Annotated in this window: 29 protein-coding genes; 11 read left to right on the forward strand and 18 right to left on the reverse strand. The window is 35.3% G+C overall.

From position 1 onward, the window contains the following. Window positions 1-206 precede the first annotated feature (206 nt). The 15 genes from ssb to ACFSW4_RS02405 all read right to left on the reverse strand — a co-directional run bounded on the left by ssb (window position 207) and on the right by ACFSW4_RS02405 (window position 7,421). Window positions 207-614, reverse strand: a complete 408-nt coding sequence (gene ssb / locus ACFSW4_RS02335; protein ID WP_377327216.1) for a single-stranded DNA-binding protein — start codon at window positions 612-614, stop codon at window positions 207-209. Window positions 615-624: 10 nt separating this feature from the next. Beyond that, on the reverse strand, window positions 625-909 hold the full coding sequence (locus ACFSW4_RS02340; protein ID WP_377327218.1) for a hypothetical protein: 285 nt from the start codon (window positions 907-909) through the stop codon (window positions 625-627). A gap of 214 nt (window positions 910-1,123) precedes the next feature. Continuing rightward, window positions 1,124-1,750 carry a hypothetical protein gene (locus ACFSW4_RS02345; RefSeq protein WP_054753589.1) on the reverse strand — a complete coding sequence of 209 codons (627 nt, stop codon included), beginning with the start codon at window positions 1,748-1,750 and terminating at the stop codon, window positions 1,124-1,126. A 15-nt stretch (window positions 1,751-1,765) separates the two neighbouring features. Continuing rightward, window positions 1,766-2,227, reverse strand: a complete 462-nt coding sequence (locus tag ACFSW4_RS02350) for a RusA family crossover junction endodeoxyribonuclease (RefSeq protein WP_054753591.1) — start codon at window positions 2,225-2,227, stop codon at window positions 1,766-1,768. Continuing rightward, window positions 2,211-2,348 carry a hypothetical protein gene (locus tag ACFSW4_RS02355; RefSeq protein WP_279401633.1) on the reverse strand — a complete coding sequence of 46 codons (138 nt, stop codon included), beginning with the start codon at window positions 2,346-2,348 and terminating at the stop codon, window positions 2,211-2,213. The genes ACFSW4_RS02350 and ACFSW4_RS02355 overlap by 17 nt, the downstream gene beginning before the upstream one ends. Then, the gene (locus ACFSW4_RS02360) at window positions 2,348-3,139 is read right to left on the reverse strand and encodes an ATP-binding protein (RefSeq protein WP_054753593.1); all 792 of its coding nucleotides are present in this window, start codon (window positions 3,137-3,139) and stop codon (window positions 2,348-2,350) included. Before ACFSW4_RS02360 ends, ACFSW4_RS02355 begins: the two co-directional genes overlap by 1 nt. A 15-nt stretch (window positions 3,140-3,154) precedes the next feature. Continuing rightward, entirely contained in the window at window positions 3,155-3,868 is a 714-nt protein-coding gene (locus tag ACFSW4_RS02365) for a DnaD domain protein (RefSeq protein ID WP_377327221.1), read from the reverse strand. After that, entirely contained in the window at window positions 3,855-4,046 is a 192-nt protein-coding gene (locus ACFSW4_RS02370) for a hypothetical protein (RefSeq protein ID WP_054753597.1), read from the reverse strand. Before ACFSW4_RS02370 ends, ACFSW4_RS02365 begins: the two co-directional genes overlap by 14 nt. Beyond that, window positions 4,036-4,866 (reverse strand): recombinase RecT, encoded by an 831-nt coding sequence (locus ACFSW4_RS02375; protein ID WP_054753599.1) that lies wholly within the window; start codon window positions 4,864-4,866, stop codon window positions 4,036-4,038. Before ACFSW4_RS02375 ends, ACFSW4_RS02370 begins: the two co-directional genes overlap by 11 nt. Beyond that, a complete protein-coding gene (locus tag ACFSW4_RS02380; protein ID WP_377327223.1) occupies window positions 4,867-5,811 on the reverse strand; it encodes a YqaJ viral recombinase family nuclease in 945 nt (314 codons plus the stop codon). Beyond that, entirely contained in the window at window positions 5,808-6,017 is a 210-nt protein-coding gene (locus tag ACFSW4_RS02385) for a hypothetical protein (RefSeq protein WP_054753601.1), read from the reverse strand. The genes ACFSW4_RS02380 and ACFSW4_RS02385 overlap by 4 nt, the downstream gene beginning before the upstream one ends. A 103-nt stretch (window positions 6,018-6,120) precedes the next feature. Beyond that, window positions 6,121-6,387: a hypothetical protein gene (locus ACFSW4_RS02390; RefSeq protein WP_377327225.1), complete on the reverse strand. Its 267-nt coding sequence runs from the start codon at window positions 6,385-6,387 to the stop codon at window positions 6,121-6,123. Then, window positions 6,387-6,602, reverse strand: a complete 216-nt coding sequence (locus tag ACFSW4_RS02395) for a hypothetical protein (RefSeq protein WP_054753604.1) — start codon at window positions 6,600-6,602, stop codon at window positions 6,387-6,389. The genes ACFSW4_RS02390 and ACFSW4_RS02395 overlap by 1 nt, the downstream gene beginning before the upstream one ends. A gap of 37 nt (window positions 6,603-6,639) precedes the next feature. Beyond that, the gene (locus tag ACFSW4_RS02400) at window positions 6,640-7,164 is read right to left on the reverse strand and encodes a helix-turn-helix domain-containing protein (protein WP_377327227.1); all 525 of its coding nucleotides are present in this window, start codon (window positions 7,162-7,164) and stop codon (window positions 6,640-6,642) included. A 53-nt stretch (window positions 7,165-7,217) separates the two neighbouring features. Next, the gene (locus tag ACFSW4_RS02405) at window positions 7,218-7,421 is read right to left on the reverse strand and encodes a helix-turn-helix domain-containing protein (protein ID WP_054753609.1); all 204 of its coding nucleotides are present in this window, start codon (window positions 7,419-7,421) and stop codon (window positions 7,218-7,220) included. Between the two features lie 96 nt (window positions 7,422-7,517). Here ACFSW4_RS02405 and ACFSW4_RS02410 point away from each other — a divergent pair, with 96 nt between their 5' ends. Continuing rightward, window positions 7,518-7,763 (forward strand): hypothetical protein, encoded by a 246-nt coding sequence (locus ACFSW4_RS02410; RefSeq protein ID WP_054753611.1) that lies wholly within the window; start codon window positions 7,518-7,520, stop codon window positions 7,761-7,763. On the opposite strand, the gene ACFSW4_RS02415 is transcribed toward ACFSW4_RS02410, so the two are convergent. After that, window positions 7,760-7,909, reverse strand: coding sequence for a hypothetical protein (locus ACFSW4_RS02415; protein ID WP_377327229.1), 150 nt, complete (start codon window positions 7,907-7,909; stop codon window positions 7,760-7,762). The two genes, ACFSW4_RS02410 and ACFSW4_RS02415, sit on opposite strands and share 4 nt — an antisense overlap. Beyond that, window positions 7,910-8,158: a helix-turn-helix domain-containing protein gene (locus ACFSW4_RS02420; protein WP_377327231.1), complete on the reverse strand. Its 249-nt coding sequence runs from the start codon at window positions 8,156-8,158 to the stop codon at window positions 7,910-7,912. 152 nt (window positions 8,159-8,310) lie between these two features. Between ACFSW4_RS02420 and ACFSW4_RS02425 the strand changes: the two genes are divergently transcribed. The 9 genes from ACFSW4_RS02425 to deoD all read left to right on the forward strand — a co-directional run bounded on the left by ACFSW4_RS02425 (window position 8,311) and on the right by deoD (window position 15,189). Beyond that, window positions 8,311-8,703, forward strand: a complete 393-nt coding sequence (locus ACFSW4_RS02425) for a helix-turn-helix domain-containing protein (protein ID WP_054753615.1) — start codon at window positions 8,311-8,313, stop codon at window positions 8,701-8,703. A 71-nt stretch (window positions 8,704-8,774) separates the two neighbouring features. Next, on the forward strand, window positions 8,775-9,890 hold the full coding sequence (locus ACFSW4_RS02430) for an SAP domain-containing protein (protein WP_054753617.1): 1,116 nt from the start codon (window positions 8,775-8,777) through the stop codon (window positions 9,888-9,890). 65 nt (window positions 9,891-9,955) lie between these two features. Beyond that, on the forward strand, window positions 9,956-10,564 hold the full coding sequence (locus tag ACFSW4_RS02435; protein ID WP_377327233.1) for a DUF5067 domain-containing protein: 609 nt from the start codon (window positions 9,956-9,958) through the stop codon (window positions 10,562-10,564). An 86-nt stretch (window positions 10,565-10,650) separates the two neighbouring features. Next, on the forward strand, window positions 10,651-11,142 hold the full coding sequence (locus ACFSW4_RS02440) for an ImmA/IrrE family metallo-endopeptidase (protein WP_054753621.1): 492 nt from the start codon (window positions 10,651-10,653) through the stop codon (window positions 11,140-11,142). Between the two features lie 22 nt (window positions 11,143-11,164). Then, window positions 11,165-12,373: a tyrosine-type recombinase/integrase gene (locus ACFSW4_RS02445; RefSeq protein WP_377327235.1), complete on the forward strand. Its 1,209-nt coding sequence runs from the start codon at window positions 11,165-11,167 to the stop codon at window positions 12,371-12,373. A gap of 367 nt (window positions 12,374-12,740) precedes the next feature. Further along, window positions 12,741-13,052, forward strand: a complete 312-nt coding sequence (locus ACFSW4_RS02450; RefSeq protein ID WP_054753623.1) for a hypothetical protein — start codon at window positions 12,741-12,743, stop codon at window positions 13,050-13,052. A 123-nt stretch (window positions 13,053-13,175) separates the two neighbouring features. After that, a complete protein-coding gene (locus ACFSW4_RS02455; protein WP_054753625.1) occupies window positions 13,176-13,979 on the forward strand; it encodes a VLRF1 family aeRF1-type release factor in 804 nt (267 codons plus the stop codon). A 57-nt stretch (window positions 13,980-14,036) separates the two neighbouring features. Next, the gene (locus tag ACFSW4_RS02460; protein WP_377327237.1) at window positions 14,037-14,408 is read left to right on the forward strand and encodes a nuclear transport factor 2 family protein; all 372 of its coding nucleotides are present in this window, start codon (window positions 14,037-14,039) and stop codon (window positions 14,406-14,408) included. A 73-nt stretch (window positions 14,409-14,481) separates the two neighbouring features. Further along, complete coding sequence (gene deoD, locus ACFSW4_RS02465) at window positions 14,482-15,189, forward strand: purine-nucleoside phosphorylase (RefSeq protein WP_054753629.1); 708 nt, start codon at window positions 14,482-14,484, stop codon at window positions 15,187-15,189. 287 nt (window positions 15,190-15,476) lie between these two features. Here the strand turns inward: deoD and ACFSW4_RS02470 are convergent, their stop codons facing one another. Next, window positions 15,477-15,986 (reverse strand): hypothetical protein, encoded by a 510-nt coding sequence (locus ACFSW4_RS02470; RefSeq protein ID WP_377327239.1) that lies wholly within the window; start codon window positions 15,984-15,986, stop codon window positions 15,477-15,479. A 130-nt stretch (window positions 15,987-16,116) separates the two neighbouring features. On the opposite strand from ACFSW4_RS02470, the gene ACFSW4_RS02475 reads away from it, so the two are divergent. After that, window positions 16,117-16,719: a biotin transporter BioY gene (locus ACFSW4_RS02475; protein ID WP_054753634.1), complete on the forward strand. Its 603-nt coding sequence runs from the start codon at window positions 16,117-16,119 to the stop codon at window positions 16,717-16,719. The last annotated feature ends 195 nt before the right edge of the window (window positions 16,720-16,914 follow it).

Genomic DNA, 16,914 nt, shown 5'->3' on the forward strand with positions numbered 1-16,914 from the left:
CCCCTATGTTAAAATAACGTTGAGACAAGTTATATTTTTGGGAGCGCTAAGCTCCTTTTTTTATGTCAATATGTCAATCAGAACATAAATCATAGTGATGATTGTAATAACACTCAGCGTACAAACGATTCCAAACATCACAAAAGATTTTTTCAATCATATCACTCCATTCAGAAAGGTAAATCATCATCTTGAAGATCTACTGGCTACCCTTCGTTATCTAATACGTTTTTATTTGATTTATTTTGATTTAAACTTGCATTTTGCTGTTTGTTAGACTTAGATTCCTCAGACGTTTTACTCTCTAAAAACTGTACGCTTTCAGCGACAACTTCAGTAACAAAAACTCTCTTACCATCTTGTCCTTCAAAACTACGCGTTTGGATTCTTCCGTCTATTCCAATCATAGAACCTTTTTTCATATAGTTTACTAGATTCTCAGCTTGCTTACGCCAGATTACGCAGTTTATAAAGTCAGCTTCTCGTTCTCCCTGTTGATTTGAGAATGGTCTATTAACGGCTACGGTAAAATTAGCAACAGCTGTACCGTTAGGTGTGTAACTGAGTTCTGGGTCCTTTGTTAATCTCCCAACTAAAACAACTCTATTTAACATTAGTCTTTACTCACCTCTTTACATGATTACGATAACCTTTAATCCGCTCTCTTCGCTTTTCGCGCAGCTCATTAGCCTGTTTTAAAATAAAAGAGTCGCATTCCTCATCTGGAATTTCACGATCAAGCAGTGCGTTAATAATTCTTGAGCGAATATCTAGTCTGTATGGAAAATTCATTTGGTATCTAGTAAGCCATTCTTTATTAATTTCAGGTAATAGTTTTTGTTGTTTTTGTGCTATCAACAACAATTGACGTTCTGCTAGATTGTGAAATGGAATGTCTTTAGTTCTCATTTTACTTTCCTCACTTTCACTATTTTCCATGTACTTAGTCCTAGTTCATTAGTTCTAAATAAACTCGAATTTATTAAGCCCTGTGTCTCAAAAATTTCCGCCAGCAGTCTTCACACAAGTTTCCTCCTGCAAAATTAGCACGCTTTGTTTTACATTCAACACACTTTTTCACCAATGTTCGCCTCCTAATATAATTAAAGGGAAGCAGCAACCATTATGCTGCTCCTTCGTCCGAGTCTTCATCAGTATTATCATGTTGATCTTGCTCATTTGATTCTCCTTCGTTCTGTCCTTGCTTCCATTCCCACCATTTCGCAGCTAATGGAGCTATTTGTTTGAAGTAATCTTCAATGACCTCTACAATCTTTCCAGAGTTCATATCAAGTTCATTTGCTAACTTGGAATAAGAATCGCCTTCTAAGCGACGTTTAACAATCTCAGTAAAGTTCTTAGGAAAATCATCGAGTTCTGGAGCCATGCCACTTAATACGAATTTTTCGATGGCTTCTTTTTCGAGTTGTTTTTCTTCGTCATCGGTTTTCACTTCTTCTTTAGGTATTCCAGGTAATTCTAGTTGTTCTGGATCTTTAACCTCTTGTACGACTCCATGTTCATCTACTTTGTATTCAGTCAAAGGTTTTCGAGTATGAGCATCAACAGTCACGTTATAATTAATAATTGATGATTCAATTTCTATTTGAGCGTGGCTATCAATCATACTTGCTAGGTTTTCTAATTGCCCTCGTGTCTGAACATCCGAAACTTCAAGCACAACTTCTTGAATCCCTTTAGGTTTTAAATTCACTTTCTTCACTAACGCTTTAAAATTTGCATAAGTCATATAGAAACCGCTCCTTTAATTTATTAGTAGCTGTTGCTGTTCAAATTCTTTTAAGTGATTAACTTTAATTTTGACTCTTGGTGAATCTGAGTACCATTTCCTCACGATTAGTTCGACAATTAACTTATCATCTTCCCAAATCACACCGTTTAAGCCATCCTTAATACCTTTAATAAAGTTATCAACGTCAGGTTTAACTGTGGGTCTATATGTGCCTTGGTCAATCATTTTTCGCTTATACTTAGGCATTGATTTAGGAATGGATCTATAAATATCAACCTCTAGCTTTAGTGGTCCATCTAGTAATTTTTCTGGCCGATGGTCTGCAGCTACGAGATTAATATATTGCTTGTAGTTTCTTGACTTGGCTGGGTCATACATTCTAGCTCGTCCATTGATAGTCGTAGCTCTTGGCCGTCCTTGAGCGACTGGCTCTCCATAGACCGTAAATTCAATTGCTTCAGCTAGCTTTGTCATTCAGTTTTCGCCTCGCTTCTTCAATTCGTTTATCTGTACGCTCGCTCATGGCCATGACTTCTTTTTCAGTCATTCCAGTACCGAGTACTTTATAAATGCCTGGTCCTTCTTTTTGCCACATTAGGCATCCCCCTTTTTACGATAATCTTGTCCTTCTAGTCGAATGCTCGTTGCATGGTCAAACATACGTGATGTTATACGTTCACCATGTATGCCGTATTTTTGCTGCAGTTGACGTTCAGTGTAGTTCGTTGTGACGATTTTCCGTTTACCTTGCCTTAGATTCAAAACATTAAACAGCACCTCAGAAGCCCATGTTTCTTGCCCATTCTCGTTCCCTTTAATGTACTCGGAGCCAATGTCATCTAACACAAGTAGATCTAGCTTCTCAATCATGTTGTATAAATCATCTTTGGAGTATTTAGCATGGTTGTCATAGACTTTTCTAAAATAGTCAAGGAGCTTAGACACCTCGAAATATAAAACTTTATAACCGCGACTTTTAAGGGCTTTGACTGTTGCATAAGCTACATGACTTTTTCCAAGTCCGGCTTTACCGCTCACGACTAGTGAGTCAGATGGACGTACTTCAAAGTTTCTGATCAAATCAACAACCCACTCTTTAAGCGTTATTTGACTAGGAGTTATGGCTTGATACGAATTGATTGTGGCATGTTGCAAATGCTCAGGAACTACCGTGAATCGCTCAATAAAGTTTTTCGCTTTAATACTATCTAGTTCGTCTTTGCTTGGTAGGTTAAGAGATTCTTTAAGCTTACGATCCTCACAAGGTTTACAAGCGCCCAAAATTCCTCTTGGTGTTTCATAGACTGGATAGACATTGCCACATGACTCACATATTTCTTCCCCAGCTCTTTTGATGGAACTAAGAAAAGCCTTAGCTTGTTGCATATGTTCACCTCGTTTCTAAAATCCATCTAAATCAGGATCATATTCAGGCATGTGTTGGCCATTGCCATATTTACGCTGCTTATAAAACTCAAAATTCTCATCATCTTTCCTAACTTCGTCTATTGATTGAATACCTTTTTGGGACCAATTACGAATAATGCCAAGTGCATACTTAAATCCTTTTAGCTCTGTTTTAGCTCGATTCAGTGCTTCCGTAATTAGTTCTTCACCTAGCTCGTCACAAAAATCATTGAGCAAATATTTATCTCTCTCTGAGATACTAATAAAATATTGCTCTGCTAAATGAATTACGCGCGCGTTAGCTAGGCTAGGTATATGTTTTGTTTTGTTTATGTCTTGTTTATGTTTAACTAATGTGCTCAATTCTTGTCCGCTTTGTGTCCGGTTCGTGTATTCTTCCGTGTCCGCTTTGTGTCCGTCTCGTGTATCAAAACTAACAATCGAATACTTTCCAGCTTGATTCACACGATTAGACTTTTTGTATTTAATACGTCCTGCGTTTATGAGATCTGTTCTTGCACGGTGTAATTGCTGCCTTGATAAACCCGTCTTAGCTTGCAACGTTCCATTTGCAACCGTGAACTCACCCTGCCAGTTAGTTTTATTGTTAAGTGCCATTAACGTGTACCACAAAACAATTGCCCCACTGGGTAAAGGATTCGTATCAAGCCACTCATGAAACGTATTAAGCTCTTTAAGGTAATTCATGATCATCACCTGTTCTTTCCAAAATCGCTGTCATCTTCTCAATACGCTTTAACCGATAACCAGGGAAATTGTGACGGACGTATGCCGCCACATATCGTTTAAATTGAATCCCTGGATTTTTAGAGCTCTGAGCAATCCAAACATATACATCTGGAATAGCTGTTTCTCTAGTTTTCATTGCTTAGTTCAGCTGCGACTTCTTCAGCTGTTTTCTCAGGTTCACTTTGTCCCTCATCTGCTTCTATAAATTCAGCATCGATAATTTTCTGTTCCTCTTCACTAACTTCTTGTCGTTGACTCGGATCACTCACATCTTCTACATAAGCTTTTTGCATATCAATGGAGAGAATGCCCCATTTGTTTAACATGTTTCGAATGACCGTCTTTTTAGCCATTGCGTCATAATCATTTTTCCAACCAAAATCTGATTTACTGAACTTCTTCTTGTGCTTTTCAATCTCTTCTTTAGACCAATAAACCGTCTTTTTAAAGCCATTAATTAGTTCAAAATAACCCGTATAACCAATCACTTTGTCCGATTTCTTTTCATCAAAATCAAGTTCAATTTCTTCTGTTAATCGATCCCATTTTTGAAGCTCACCCTCGTAAACTTCAATCACATTAATATTCCTGTATTGTCCTGTTCTAAGAGCTAATTGAATATAACCTTTATATCCTAATTGGAATTGGGCCTTACCTCCGTATGGAACAATCCACGCATAACCCAAATTCTTATCAACTGGTAGATCGAGAGTGGCTGCAACCATCGCAGATGAGATAACACTCATAGGTTCAGCCTTTTGAAGCATTTTTTCGCTGTTATATAGATTAAGAATTGATGAAGTAAATTGATTAGCTCGTTTCCCCATCACTTCTTCAAAACGCTTCATAACAGCTGGAGAGTTTAATAAACTTTTCATTGTCGTTCCTTGAGTTTTTTGAGGTTGATTTTTCTTTTTATTCGATAGTTCATTTTTGAGTTTTTCATTAGTTGCCATCTATACCAACTCCTTCACTTTAAATGGTCTTGATACTGTAGTTTTTATGACTTTTTCATAGATATCAGGAAACTCTTTTTTAAGACGTTTAGAATCAACTGTCCTACGTTCATGTGATTTCCAATTGACTTCATAAGTGCCGACATGTCCAACTTCAGCCTCTTCTAATTCCTGTTTAATTTCGTGTTCAATCTGCTTTTTTTGCTCTTGTAATTGTTTAATAGATTCTTTCAATTCGTTGTAATGTCGTATCTTATCTTGGAACTCATAACCTAGATCCACTACTTTATTTTGTTCAGAGCGTTCATAACGCTCTTTCAAGTATTGTTCAGCTGCACTGGAACCGTCTAAAGCTGGTGGATTATTACCAAGTACATGGTAATTCCAAAAGTGAACTTCAGCTTCAAATATCATGTCAATGAGCTCTTCATCTCGTTCAATCTCTTTCCAGACAAAACGTTGACCACCTATTAAAACGGCAATATATGCTTTTTCATAACCCGTTACACCTAAATAATGTTGCACCTGGACTAAATAGGGTTCTGGAATCTCATCGTCTTCCCAGTCTTTCGCTAAATAAGCACTGGCTGTTTTACATTCAAGTAACGCATTTTCTCCAACAACTTTTCGATCTATATTGGCCATAATGAATTCATGTTCTGGATGTTGTAGCATAAAGTTATTACGTCTAACCTTTTTACCTGTTCGAACTTCAAATTCTTTAGCAACCATATCCTCTAGTAATGTTCCAAAATATGCAGCTTCGTTTCCTTGGTCTTCAGAATAGGATTGGCCCGTTTTCTCAAGCCATAGCTCAAATGGGGTTTTATATTTATTAAGACCAAGGATGACAGAAGCATCGCTTCCGCCAATCCCTTTATTTCGTTCTGAAAGCCATTCTTCACGTGATAATTCCTGTGTGTTTAAAACTGTTTCAGCGCTCATACAATGACCTCCTCAAACTCTTCATTTTCTGCTAAATGTTCTCCTAAGCATGTTTCGTTACAAAAGTGCCCGTCTTTGTGATGAATGACATGTCCACTTAATTCACGTTTACATTGCTCACATTCAAAGGTGCGTTCAATCTCCGCTCGAATTCTTGGATAGCCTGTGCGTCTCATGCGAGTAATTGTTGGATGTTCGAGATCCATTTTTCCGCCTCCTCCTTGCCCTCACACTCAATAAATGATTTAATGAGAATGAGGACTTAATTAAAGTATTGCTTTATGTCTCTTTAACCACTTGGCAGAGTGGTTATTTTTTTGTGTCCGTGTGCCAAATTAAGTGGTGAACATTAAAACCTTTGGCCTGCATGTCATTTGCAAACTTCTTTAAGTTTTCTTGATATGCTTGTTCATGTTGTAGTTTTTTTAATGAATCAAGTGATATTTTTAATGCATCTATAAAACCAATCACATCTTTATGATCGTTGTATTGAACGGCAATTCGAACTCGACTTTGCAAATATTCAATACAGGCTAGCTCTCGTTCTATTTTTTCTTCGAGTGTGAATGATGACATTAAGCAACCTCCTGCTCTAACATGAGTTGTTTTACGTTGTTATAAAATTCAAGAATTTGTTGATTACTATAGTCTGTAAGGTCATAAGCTTCTTGTAGATCTTCCCTAATTCGATCTAAAGATTTGATAGGGTTAGAACTATTAATAGCTCGCTTAACTCGTTCTTGATAAATTTCTTTTGCTTTTACCCAATCGGTGTATTCTCCATAACTCATCTTGTTCACCCCTTTCTAGTAATTTTTTAAGGATTAATTACTTTACTAATCTCTCAGCTCTCATTCGCTGTTCAGCTGTATTAAAAATATCGTGGAATTTAAAATCATAATCTTTACATAGCTTTGCAATCTCAAACTCTAGAAACGCAATAGCTTCAGCTGATTCAACTAACGCGTTTTCTATCTGTTGTCGCTCGAAGATTTCTATATATTTCGGTTGTTTCGCGATTGCGACTTCATCAATCGATTCAAGGGCCTCTTTTAATTCTTTTTTGGTACGCATAACAACTGCTGCTCTATGCTGATCTAGAGCTTCACCATCTAACCAACCTAAGCCCCAACTTTTATACTCGTAAGCTGATTCAATTCCAATTCGTGGATCATTGTATTTAGAACTCATATGATTAGATAACTCAGGACTTACAGAAGCTCGTCCATTTTCTTGTTGTGAAATGGCTTCTCTTGAATAACCTGTTTCAAGGCTTAACTGCAGTTGTGTTAATCCAGTTTCTTTTCTAGATTGTTTCAAAGCATCTGTTGCGTCATTTTTACCATTGGTCATTAATTTCACCTCTTCTCTTACCATCTTTTGGTTAATAGATTAGTAGAATATATTTAGAATGAACTTACTTGCGGTTCATTCTTGTAGTTGTCTTGTTCTTGCTCTTTGATCCAGTTATCGATGGACTGTTTAGAGAAAAAGACATTACGTCTAATTCGGTAGTGCGGAATTTCTTTTTTACGTGCCATTCGATAAACGGTATCTAAACATACTCCTAAGTAATCAGCTGTTTGTTGTGCGGTCATACGGTCTGTCATGTTCAACGCCCCCTTTCAAATGTTGAAAAGTCAATTATCTCTGTAGGATTTTCCTCTTCCCTGTCGAATGGTAGATACAGGAAGGAGGTGTAATCTTTGGGAAACATCGATGTCGCAGAAATCGCTAGTCGTTTATATGAAGTTCATAAACCTATAGGTGCTGAAGAAATTCAGAAGTTAGTTGATGAGAGAATAAACGGTAAATCGATACAAATTGAAAATCTCGGTTCTGAAATTATGATGATGGTAGCTGAGCTCACCGGAAAAATGAGAGCTCAAGATTACAGGTTTATGATTGACTTATTGCAAACAACTATAGATGAACTTCAAAAATCAAATTAGTCCCATTTAAGAGGAAATAAAGCATCACTAAATTTTTTGGTGTTTAATTGTACGTTAATTGCATAAGTCGTCGTTGGCGCGGCGACTTCTTTCTCTAATTTATTAACACGTTTTATCAGTTGTTGAACTTGATGGTTTTGATTCACCTAAGACACCTCCTGTTCTTTTTGTTCAATTTCCGTTTTAGAAATTGAATGAGACAAAAAAAGATCATTAAATGGAATATTAAGTTTTTCAGAGAGTGCTGAAAGCTCGTCAACTTTAAAATTGTAATGGCCTTTCTCTCTTTTCCAATATTGAGATGAGTCACTCAATCCCAGAAATTCTGACATCTGATTAATGGTGAACCCTAAAGATTTTCGTTTTTCTTTAATCAAATGTAAATTTATTTTCATTTATGTCACCTCGCTTCAAATATCTAATTTAGAAATCTTACTTAGATTATATATATTCTATTTTAGAAAGTCAACACTTTTTATTTCTATTTTAGAATAAATTATTTATTTCTTTTTTAGAAAGTTTATAATAGTTCTCGAGGAGATGTCTTATGGATATAGGTAAAAAACTCAAAAACTTAAGAGAACGTAGAGGCTTACAGCAGGTTGAATTAGCTTATAAGATTAACGTCTCTCAAACCAAAATGAATAAAATCGAAACAGGTTATCAAAAGAAAATAGAACCTGAAATTTTGACTAATATTGCTGAAGCATTAGACGTTTCCACGGACTATTTATTAGGCAAAACAGATAAAGAAAAGGAAAATGATTTCGACCCCATAGCTGAACACAATCGCCTACTAAAAAAATACGGCATTGAGGATTCAGGTTTCTTCGATATAGAGAAATGGAAACAGATGGGGCCAGAAGAATTAAAGCAGCTTGAGGATTATTTTGAGTTTATTGTTAATAAAGCAAGAGAGAAAAATAAAGATAGCGAGTAAATAACTACATACACCAAGATCGAGGCACACTTAGTTTAGTGTGTCTTTTTATTAATTTGAGGAGGGATATAATGAGCATATTTAATATTTTCAAAAGCTTATTTGGTGAAACGATAGAAAAAACAAAATTTAAAGTAAATGCGAAAATCGAAACATCTGTACATTACAATAACGACATAAATCCAGTTTATAAAAAGAAACTTTCTAATGGCTTACTTCCAGGGGAGATTATTTTAATTAATTGGTTAGATGGTAAAAGTACTTCTTCAAACCCACCTGGATATTTCGAATATACATACGGACTTAAAACAGGGCAATCAACCGAAAAATTGATTAATAATGGATATCTTAGACAAGCATCACCATTTGAATCGTTACCATCACTTAAAGTACCAGAATTAAAAGAACTACTAAAAACTAAAAGTCTAAAAGTCTCAGGAAATAAAGCTGCTTTAATTGAGAGGATAATAGAAAACTTCTCTCTTGATGAAGTTGATAAATATGTGAAGGATAAAAGTTTAGTGATTACCGGGAAGGGTCATGAGGTTCTAAAAGAATATTATTACATAGTTCCGGCTCACAGAAACGATTCTAAAGATGGAATCTATAATGTTGCAAACGCTATAAGTTTTGTAAATAACTTTAAAGGAACATACAACCCTCCTAATGGTGACATTTCTTGGGCTTTATTTCAAAAAGCTTTTTTAAAACACTCTGAAGAACTTAATTATGGTTTAATGTCCATTGATTTAAGTAACATGGCAAAACAGCTAAGAAAGGAAAATAAATATAGTCACGCTATATTTAATTATTTCAGAGTCTTTATCATAGAGTTAAGTGGTTTATCGAATGGAAAAGGGGTATCTCACCCAAATATTATGACATATGGTACATCTACGGGTTTAGAAATTCTAAAACTAAAAGAAGTATTAAATTTATCCCAGGAGCAACTAAAAGAAGAATTTTTCAGAGCTTGGGATAAAACCTTCCAAGGCTTACTATTTCATTATTTAACAAAAGAAGAATGTTTCCAATGTTTGCTTGCTGCCCTAGATGAAGAGGAAGATTACATTAAGGAAGTTTTGTATAATGCCTATGAAGATTTAAAAAGAAATGTGGATGAAGAAACATTTGAAAAGAAAATTGGCTTGTTCTTCCCCATTGATTATAAAGATAAATTATATTAAGAAGATTCTAATGTTGGCGTTAAATTCAATTAACATAAATAAATTTACTCAGGGGGTAATTAATAATGAAAAAACTATTATCACTTCTACTAGTTTTAATGCTGACCATCTTCTTGGCAGCATGTGGTGACGATGGAGAGACAGAAGCTGATACCACTAATGATGAAACAGAGACAGAAGAAACTAATGAAGGTGATCAAGAAACTGAAAATGAGGATTCAGAGACAGAAAATGAAAAAGAAAATAAAGACGAAGAATCTAGTGATGAAAGTGAAGTTAGCGACACTGTTTTAGAGAACGAAGATTACAAATATGTCATTAAAGGAACTGAACAGTTAACGGGTAAATATGAAGATAGACCAATACTTGCTGTCGAAGTTGAATTCACAAATAAAACCGATGAACCAACCAGCCCTTGGATGGCATTAGCTTTGAAAGCGGAGCAAGAAACTGACACTACAGTCGAAATACTTAATGGAGCAAATGGATTATTCCCAGATGATTATAAACCAGATTTAGTCAAAATGGGAGATACAAACGTTAAAAGCGGAGCAACAGTTGAAGCAGTAATAGGATATGAGATACTTTATCCAGGTAGTCCAGTTATATTAAAAGAATTTACTATGATGGATGAGGATATTTCTTTTAAGCGAATAGTTGAGACTTCGAAGTAACTTTTTATCTTTTAGTCTTCCAATTTTGGAAGACTTTTTTTATACTGTTAATACGAACATATGTTCTTAATTAAAGGGGGATTATTATGAAATATTACAAAACTGCACTAGAAGAATGGGTAACTAAATGGTATTTACGTAACAAAGTTTTATCCTCTCACGATATGGACATCTTTCAAATTGCATTAAAGCATGGTATTTATCTACATAAAAAGCCTATGTTACCCCGATATGATGTTTTCGGTCGTTATAAAGGCATCATTATTGACTCGCGCGAAAAGGAAGAGATACAACGTGAACAATTCTTCCATGAGCTCTGTCATGTCCTTAGACATTGTGGTCATCAGTCTATGATTCCTGAAGCATTTAGAGAGTTGCAAGAACGTGACGCTAGACACTTCACTCTTTATGCTGCTCTCCCCTCCCACATGATTAAACACTATGATTTCACTGATGAATTAATCATTGGAACATTATCAGAGACTTTTAAAGTACGTAAAGAACTGGTTGTTGAAAGACTGGATCGTATTTATCGCAATCAAAAGTTTACCATTTCACCGGATTACTGCCCTTTATAATAACCTAAAAGGAGGTTTAAATATGGCTAGTTATACTCAAAGGGGAAAGAATTCATTTACGTTATTTGTGGAGTTAGGCTATGACGAAAATGGCAAGCGCTTAAGAAAAACAAAAACCATTAAAGTAGATTCTAGACTTATGAAAACCAAACGAAAATTAGAAGGCTACTTAGAAGAAGAATGGTTAAAGTTCAAAATGCAAGTTGAGGCTGGAGAATACATTGAGCCTCAGAAGAAATATTTTAAGGATTTTGTTCATGATTGGTCTGAAAAATATGCTAAAAGCTTTTATGCTAAAAAAACTTATAATAATTATATGGAGAAACTTAATAACTACATTCTTCCTCGTTTTGGCGCAATGCGAATTGAACAAATCAAAACACTTCATATAGTTGATTTCTTAAACGAAGCTTCACAACCTGGTTTCGGCAAACGCAAGAAAGACGTACCTCTTTCAAGTAGTACTATTTATGAATTAGATAAAATTCTGAGGATCTTATTCAATAAAGCTGTGACGTGGCAAATAATTTCAAAAAGTCCAATGGAGTCACTTGAACGACCTAAACTAAAAAAACGTAAACCAAAATTCTATAGTGGAGCTGACTTTGCAACTTATTTTGAAGCACTTGACCAAGAATCTAAACAGTGGCGTTTATTTTTCTTAACAGCTCTCATAACTGGTTTTAGACGTGGTGAGATTGTGGCTTTAGAATGGACTCATTTTGATTTTGATAATCTACAAATTAAGTTAGTTCAAAGTATCCCATTATTTGAAAATGGAAAGCCACTAATCAAGTCAACAAAGACTGATGAAGACATTAGAGTTGTTGATATGCCTGAATGGTATATGGATGAAATGAAAATCTTTTATAAAGAGTGGAAAAAGGAAAAGTTTTCTGCAGGAGATCAATGGGAAGAAAAAGGACATAAATTCGTATTTCACACAGGTTTAGGTAGACCTTATAATCCACAAACACCTACTAGTAAATGGAGGCAGATTATAAAAAAATATAATTTAAAGGATATTCGATTACATGACCATCGACATTCCATGGTATCCTGGTTACTTGAGAACGGTGGCTCCATTAAGGAGGCCCAAATTAGAGCAGGTCATAGTAGCATGAGAACTACATCGGATATATATGGCCACCTGTCACCAGAAGGTATGAAAAAGACAGCTGAAAAATTCAATCAATTAAATCCCAATAAATATAAAAATAAAAGTTCCTAATTATATCCTTTCAGACTAAAAAATAATGCATTTGGTCAACAGCTCGTCAACAATTAGATAATTAAGCCACTGTTCACCGAAAACAAAAAGAGCCTTAACCCTTTTAATATCAAGGATTACAGGCTCTTATATTTTTTACTATTTTGAATGTAATTTCACCCAGCCCCGAAGGATTATGCGTTCATATTTTAAGGCTGAACACAACAAAACCCTATTAAATATTACTATACATAATTATACATGAAGTATTTTATGAACGCTATAAATTGGCTTTAATCACCAGCGTTAATTATTAATAATATACCACTTTAACTCACATAAACTATAACTAAATACTCTCACTAATAAGAACGAGGTTGAAGACAATATGAGCGATTCTTTTGAGTTTAACAGTGACTCAGAAACACCTCAGAGTTTAAAATTGGCTTTACTAGCTAGTTCACTAACAACTGTAGCCGATGCAATAGCTACCTTAGCCACATTATTAGCCATCGATGAAACTAAAGAGGCTAATTTACAAGCTGAACAAGAAAAACAGGACATAAATCAGCAATTACTTAACCTACAATATCAGTTGGATGACTTAACAAATAGCCATCAGCAACAACAAGAACGTTTAGACCAAGTCATCAATTCGTTAAATTCAATTCAAAAAATGATCATTGATAAAAACTTATAAGCTATTACATATAATGAGTTTTAATTAGACAAGCTATTGAATTTAAAGCCACTTTTAAAAGTGTTTAATCCTTCTCTTTTCGTGGAATGTATCAAGTAAATCCACAAAAAGGAGATGATCTCATTGGATTTAAAACCATTACTCAATAAACTTGAACATTATCGATCTGAAAAACCAAATAAAGTGTTTACGATGTATTTAAATACAGACCCAGCTGACCCCGATCAGCAAGGCGGGAAATGGAGATTACAACTCAAAAACGGTTTAAATAACTTTGAATCTTACTTACAGGAAGATGGCGATTCAGATGAAAAGCGAAATTACTGGGCTGTAAAAGAAAAAGTCGAAAACTTTATGAATGAAAATGAAATGAACCTTAAGAAGAGCGTCATCATTTTTGCAACTGGAGATGACGATGTATGGTTTGCAGATATTTTACAAATGCCAGTTAAAACAGCCTTTTTCTGGGAAGAGGAACCTGTATTAGATCAATTAAAAGAAATGCAAGAAACATTCCCTAAAACAGGTATTATTCTAACTCAGAAAGACCAAATCAAATACATTGATGCTGATTTAGGAACCGTCAACGAAACGAATGTATACGAACTTGATTTAGATACAGAAGATTGGCGCTTGCATCAAGGTACTCACAAAGCTGATTCCAACTTAGGTTCAGGTGGCGGTAAAACATCTAAGAAAGACGAATTTTACGAACGTTTCGAAGCTAACCGTTATCGTTGGTATAAGAGCATCGCACCAAAACTTGATAAAGCTGCTAAAAATCACGGCTGGGAACGCATTTACCTAGTCGGTGAATCAGATGAAGTAAACGACTTAGAAAGTCATATGAATAAAACAATTGAAGATAAAATCAACAAAAACTTACTTGATCATGAAGAAACCAAAGTGTTAGAAGAAGTTTTATAGAATAAATAGCTGAGCTCGATCCCAGAGCTCAGTTTTTTAACTTAGGAGGCTTTAAACATGATTGAACAGATAATTAAAGATTACTATAAAGCTTGGAATAACGCTCTAGCAACGAACGATTCATCACAAGTGCGTGAGAAAATGTCCCCTGAATTTGTTGGTTATTGGTGCCATAGTGCCTTGGCAGCTCCGCAGAAGTATGACTACGACTATGACCTTAACGATGTTTTGGAGCAGTACTTAGGTACCCAGACAACGAAATCATTTGAAATCGAATCGATCACAACTCGAACAAACGATGTGTTAGTCTTTGGAACCGAAACCAACACCGTAAATGGAATTGATTACCCAGCAAAAATATTTTTTGTATGGAAAAATGAACAAGATGGTTGGCGATTATTGCGCGAATATATTGAATTAATTAACTAATTCCTTTAAATTGTTTACGAATTTGAAATATGGTAGGTTAAGGAAGTAAGAATGATTCAAGGAGGAACAGGATATGAGTACACATATTGGTGCTAAAAAAGGCGATATTGCGGATACAATCTTACTTCCAGGTGACCCGCTACGCGCGAAGTATATTGCGGAAACATTTTTAGAAGATGTGACTTGCTATAACGAAGTTCGCGGTATGTACGGTTACACAGGTACATACAAAGGTAAGCGCATCTCGGTGCAAGGAACAGGTATGGGTGTTCCAAGTATCTCTATTTACGTTAATGAATTAATTCAAGAGTATGATGTTCAAAACTTAATCCGTGTTGGTTCTTGCGGAGCGTTACAAAAAGATGTTAAAGTGCGCGATGTTATTCTAGCCCAAACATCTACAACAGATTCACAAATGAACCGTATGGAATTCGGCGGGATTGACTTCGCTCCAGGAGCAGACTTCAATTTACTTAAGAAAGCATATGAAGTCGGCGAAACTCGTGGTTTAAACTTAAGAGTCGGTAACGTCTTTACAAGTGACAGTTTCTATCGTGAAAATGCGATGGACTTATTCCAAAAGCTTGCAGATTACAATGTGCTTGCAGTTGAAATGGAAACAACAGCACTATACACATTAGCTGCTAAATATGACCGTAACGCTTTATCTGTCTTAACGGTTAGTGACCACATCTTAACTGGTGAAGAAACAACTTCTGAAGAACGTCAAACAACATTTAACGATATGATTGAAGTGGCACTAGAAGCTACGACGAAATAATGAATAGTTGAGGAGGGCACCGAACGTGATCGGTGCTCTTTTTTATGGGTCGATAAATGGCGAAAAAGCTCCGTCATTCTATGGCGTTAGATAAATCCATTTAAGGGGTAGATAAAATAACTTTTTTTACCCCGTCGACCAATTTCGGGGTAGATATTTTCCGAAATGGGGTAGATATATTGGAATCTGGGGTTGATAAATCCCCACCAAGTTTATTCCGAAGCGATGATTGTCCGTAATGGTACTTCTTCACCATTTTCAAACACTATATCCTGTCATATGCCTAATCAATCCATAAAGTAGAATTCAGGCTCTGCGTTCTCTAAATCAAAACCCATCTTTCCATTACGAAAGTTTACAAAAGGATCCTCACTTTCTATAATCCACGCCTTGCCATTCCACTCATCTATGGTTTCGCTTACTTCATGCTCTTGACCGTCCACCTCAAACGTAAGGATCATCTCAGCAAATGACGTGTGTCCATCTTCTTTTCTAATGTTAATGATGTCGTAATCTTTTAATTTATAATGATATTCTTTTAACTTATTGATTTTTTCTAGATAAAATGATTTGGCTTCCTCTTCCTTCAAAACTGTACCTTCTGTTGGAGTTTTTTCATCATATTTGTACAAAAGTTCAAAAGCTTCCTCGTAATCTTGATCCATCATCGCCTTATAATAATCTACTGCAATACGTTTTACCTTTTGTTCTGGACTATTAGTAAAAATATAATAAAAGCCGATGCCAACGGCTATTAATGCCAATAAGGCCATGATATTTTTATATGTTTCTGACATTCAAATCACCCTTTTAAATACTTCTACATTTTTATCATCTACCCTCTAAATAATTGTTCACTTTTTTAAAATGATAGTTGACAATACTATTTTAATTGTTTACCATATTTTCAGAAAGGGGCGACAATTGATGAATTCAAAATTTAAAACACTTGATTTAACATTAGGCGCAGTATTCGTTGTACTGATGATGATCGGAGCGAACATCGCTTTTTGGTTCCCAGCATTTAAAATTACATATGCGAGCGGAGAGGTTCCAATTACATTACAAACTCTTTTCGCGATTTTAGCAGGATTGATTTTAGGTAAAAAATTAGGCGCTTTTTCCATGATTGTCTATTTACTCGTTGGGATTGCAGGTGTTCCGGTGTTTGCTGAGATGAGTGCTGGAGCAACAGCGTTAATTTCACCAACTGGCGGATTTTTACTTTCATTTATTTTCGTTGCATTTATTTCTGGTCTTATTATTGAAAAAGCAAAAGAACCCAAGGTCGGAGTTTATTTAATCGCAACTTTTGCGGGACTTATGACTAATTATGTAATTGGCACGCCTATTATGTATTTATCACTTAATTATATAGCTGAGATTGCCATCTCAATGAAGGCATCAGTCATTACGATGATTCCTTTCTTTATTAAGGATTTTATTATTACAATGGGAGTCGCCATTGTTTTACCACAGTTTATGATTAGATTGTTTAAAGCTGTCCCAACTTTAGCATCTAGAACATAGTATAGATTTTCCTTTTCACAAATTACAGTTACCTTAAGCCATTTCGATCTCTCGAAATGGCTTTTACTTTGTAATCAGATTTAGAGCCCTGCTGTTAGATTCAGGTGTATACTATTTACGTTCATACTCGTTCTATTTTCATTTTCTTGATTTCTAACGATGTTAAACAAGTATCTAACGACATTCAGTACCATT

Origin of the sequence: Piscibacillus salipiscarius, assembly GCF_042685285.1 — a bacterium.
In the GTDB taxonomy this organism is placed as follows: Bacteria; Bacillota; Bacilli; order Bacillales; family Alkalibacillaceae; genus Piscibacillus; species Piscibacillus salipiscarius.

What these genes read in the sequence shown, in the direction of transcription:
- ssb (WP_377327216.1), bottom strand. Translation starts at nt 614, where the DNA reads ATGTTAAATAGAGTTGTTTTAGTTGGGAGATTAACAAAGGACCCAGAA.
- ACFSW4_RS02340 (WP_377327218.1), bottom strand. Translation starts at nt 909, where the DNA reads ATGAGAACTAAAGACATTCCATTTCACAATCTAGCAGAACGTCAATTG.
- ACFSW4_RS02345 (WP_054753589.1), bottom strand. Translation starts at nt 1,750, where the DNA reads ATGACTTATGCAAATTTTAAAGCGTTAGTGAAGAAAGTGAATTTAAAA.
- ACFSW4_RS02350 (WP_054753591.1), bottom strand. Translation starts at nt 2,227, where the DNA reads ATGACAAAGCTAGCTGAAGCAATTGAATTTACGGTCTATGGAGAGCCA.
- ACFSW4_RS02355 (WP_279401633.1), bottom strand. Translation starts at nt 2,348, where the DNA reads ATGTGGCAAAAAGAAGGACCAGGCATTTATAAAGTACTCGGTACTGGA.
- ACFSW4_RS02360 (WP_054753593.1), bottom strand. Translation starts at nt 3,139, where the DNA reads ATGCAACAAGCTAAGGCTTTTCTTAGTTCCATCAAAAGAGCTGGGGAA.
- ACFSW4_RS02365 (WP_377327221.1), bottom strand. Translation starts at nt 3,868, where the DNA reads ATGAATTACCTTAAAGAGCTTAATACGTTTCATGAGTGGCTTGATACG.
- ACFSW4_RS02370 (WP_054753597.1), bottom strand. Translation starts at nt 4,046, where the DNA reads ATGAAAACTAGAGAAACAGCTATTCCAGATGTATATGTTTGGATTGCT.
- ACFSW4_RS02375 (WP_054753599.1), bottom strand. Translation starts at nt 4,866, where the DNA reads ATGGCAACTAATGAAAAACTCAAAAATGAACTATCGAATAAAAAGAAA.
- ACFSW4_RS02380 (WP_377327223.1), bottom strand. Translation starts at nt 5,811, where the DNA reads ATGAGCGCTGAAACAGTTTTAAACACACAGGAATTATCACGTGAAGAA.
- ACFSW4_RS02385 (WP_054753601.1), bottom strand. Translation starts at nt 6,017, where the DNA reads ATGGATCTCGAACATCCAACAATTACTCGCATGAGACGCACAGGCTAT.
- ACFSW4_RS02390 (WP_377327225.1), bottom strand. Translation starts at nt 6,387, where the DNA reads ATGTCATCATTCACACTCGAAGAAAAAATAGAACGAGAGCTAGCCTGT.
- ACFSW4_RS02395 (WP_054753604.1), bottom strand. Translation starts at nt 6,602, where the DNA reads ATGAGTTATGGAGAATACACCGATTGGGTAAAAGCAAAAGAAATTTAT.
- ACFSW4_RS02400 (WP_377327227.1), bottom strand. Translation starts at nt 7,164, where the DNA reads ATGACCAATGGTAAAAATGACGCAACAGATGCTTTGAAACAATCTAGA.
- ACFSW4_RS02405 (WP_054753609.1), bottom strand. Translation starts at nt 7,421, where the DNA reads ATGACAGACCGTATGACCGCACAACAAACAGCTGATTACTTAGGAGTA.
- ACFSW4_RS02420 (WP_377327231.1), bottom strand. Translation starts at nt 8,158, where the DNA reads ATGAAAATAAATTTACATTTGATTAAAGAAAAACGAAAATCTTTAGGG.
- ACFSW4_RS02425 (WP_054753615.1), top strand. Translation starts at nt 8,311, where the DNA reads ATGGATATAGGTAAAAAACTCAAAAACTTAAGAGAACGTAGAGGCTTA.
- ACFSW4_RS02430 (WP_054753617.1), top strand. Translation starts at nt 8,775, where the DNA reads ATGAGCATATTTAATATTTTCAAAAGCTTATTTGGTGAAACGATAGAA.
- ACFSW4_RS02435 (WP_377327233.1), top strand. Translation starts at nt 9,956, where the DNA reads ATGAAAAAACTATTATCACTTCTACTAGTTTTAATGCTGACCATCTTC.
- ACFSW4_RS02440 (WP_054753621.1), top strand. Translation starts at nt 10,651, where the DNA reads ATGAAATATTACAAAACTGCACTAGAAGAATGGGTAACTAAATGGTAT.
- ACFSW4_RS02445 (WP_377327235.1), top strand. Translation starts at nt 11,165, where the DNA reads ATGGCTAGTTATACTCAAAGGGGAAAGAATTCATTTACGTTATTTGTG.
- ACFSW4_RS02450 (WP_054753623.1), top strand. Translation starts at nt 12,741, where the DNA reads ATGAGCGATTCTTTTGAGTTTAACAGTGACTCAGAAACACCTCAGAGT.
- ACFSW4_RS02460 (WP_377327237.1), top strand. Translation starts at nt 14,037, where the DNA reads ATGATTGAACAGATAATTAAAGATTACTATAAAGCTTGGAATAACGCT.
- deoD (WP_054753629.1), top strand. Translation starts at nt 14,482, where the DNA reads ATGAGTACACATATTGGTGCTAAAAAAGGCGATATTGCGGATACAATC.
- ACFSW4_RS02470 (WP_377327239.1), bottom strand. Translation starts at nt 15,986, where the DNA reads ATGTCAGAAACATATAAAAATATCATGGCCTTATTGGCATTAATAGCC.
- ACFSW4_RS02475 (WP_054753634.1), top strand. Translation starts at nt 16,117, where the DNA reads ATGAATTCAAAATTTAAAACACTTGATTTAACATTAGGCGCAGTATTC.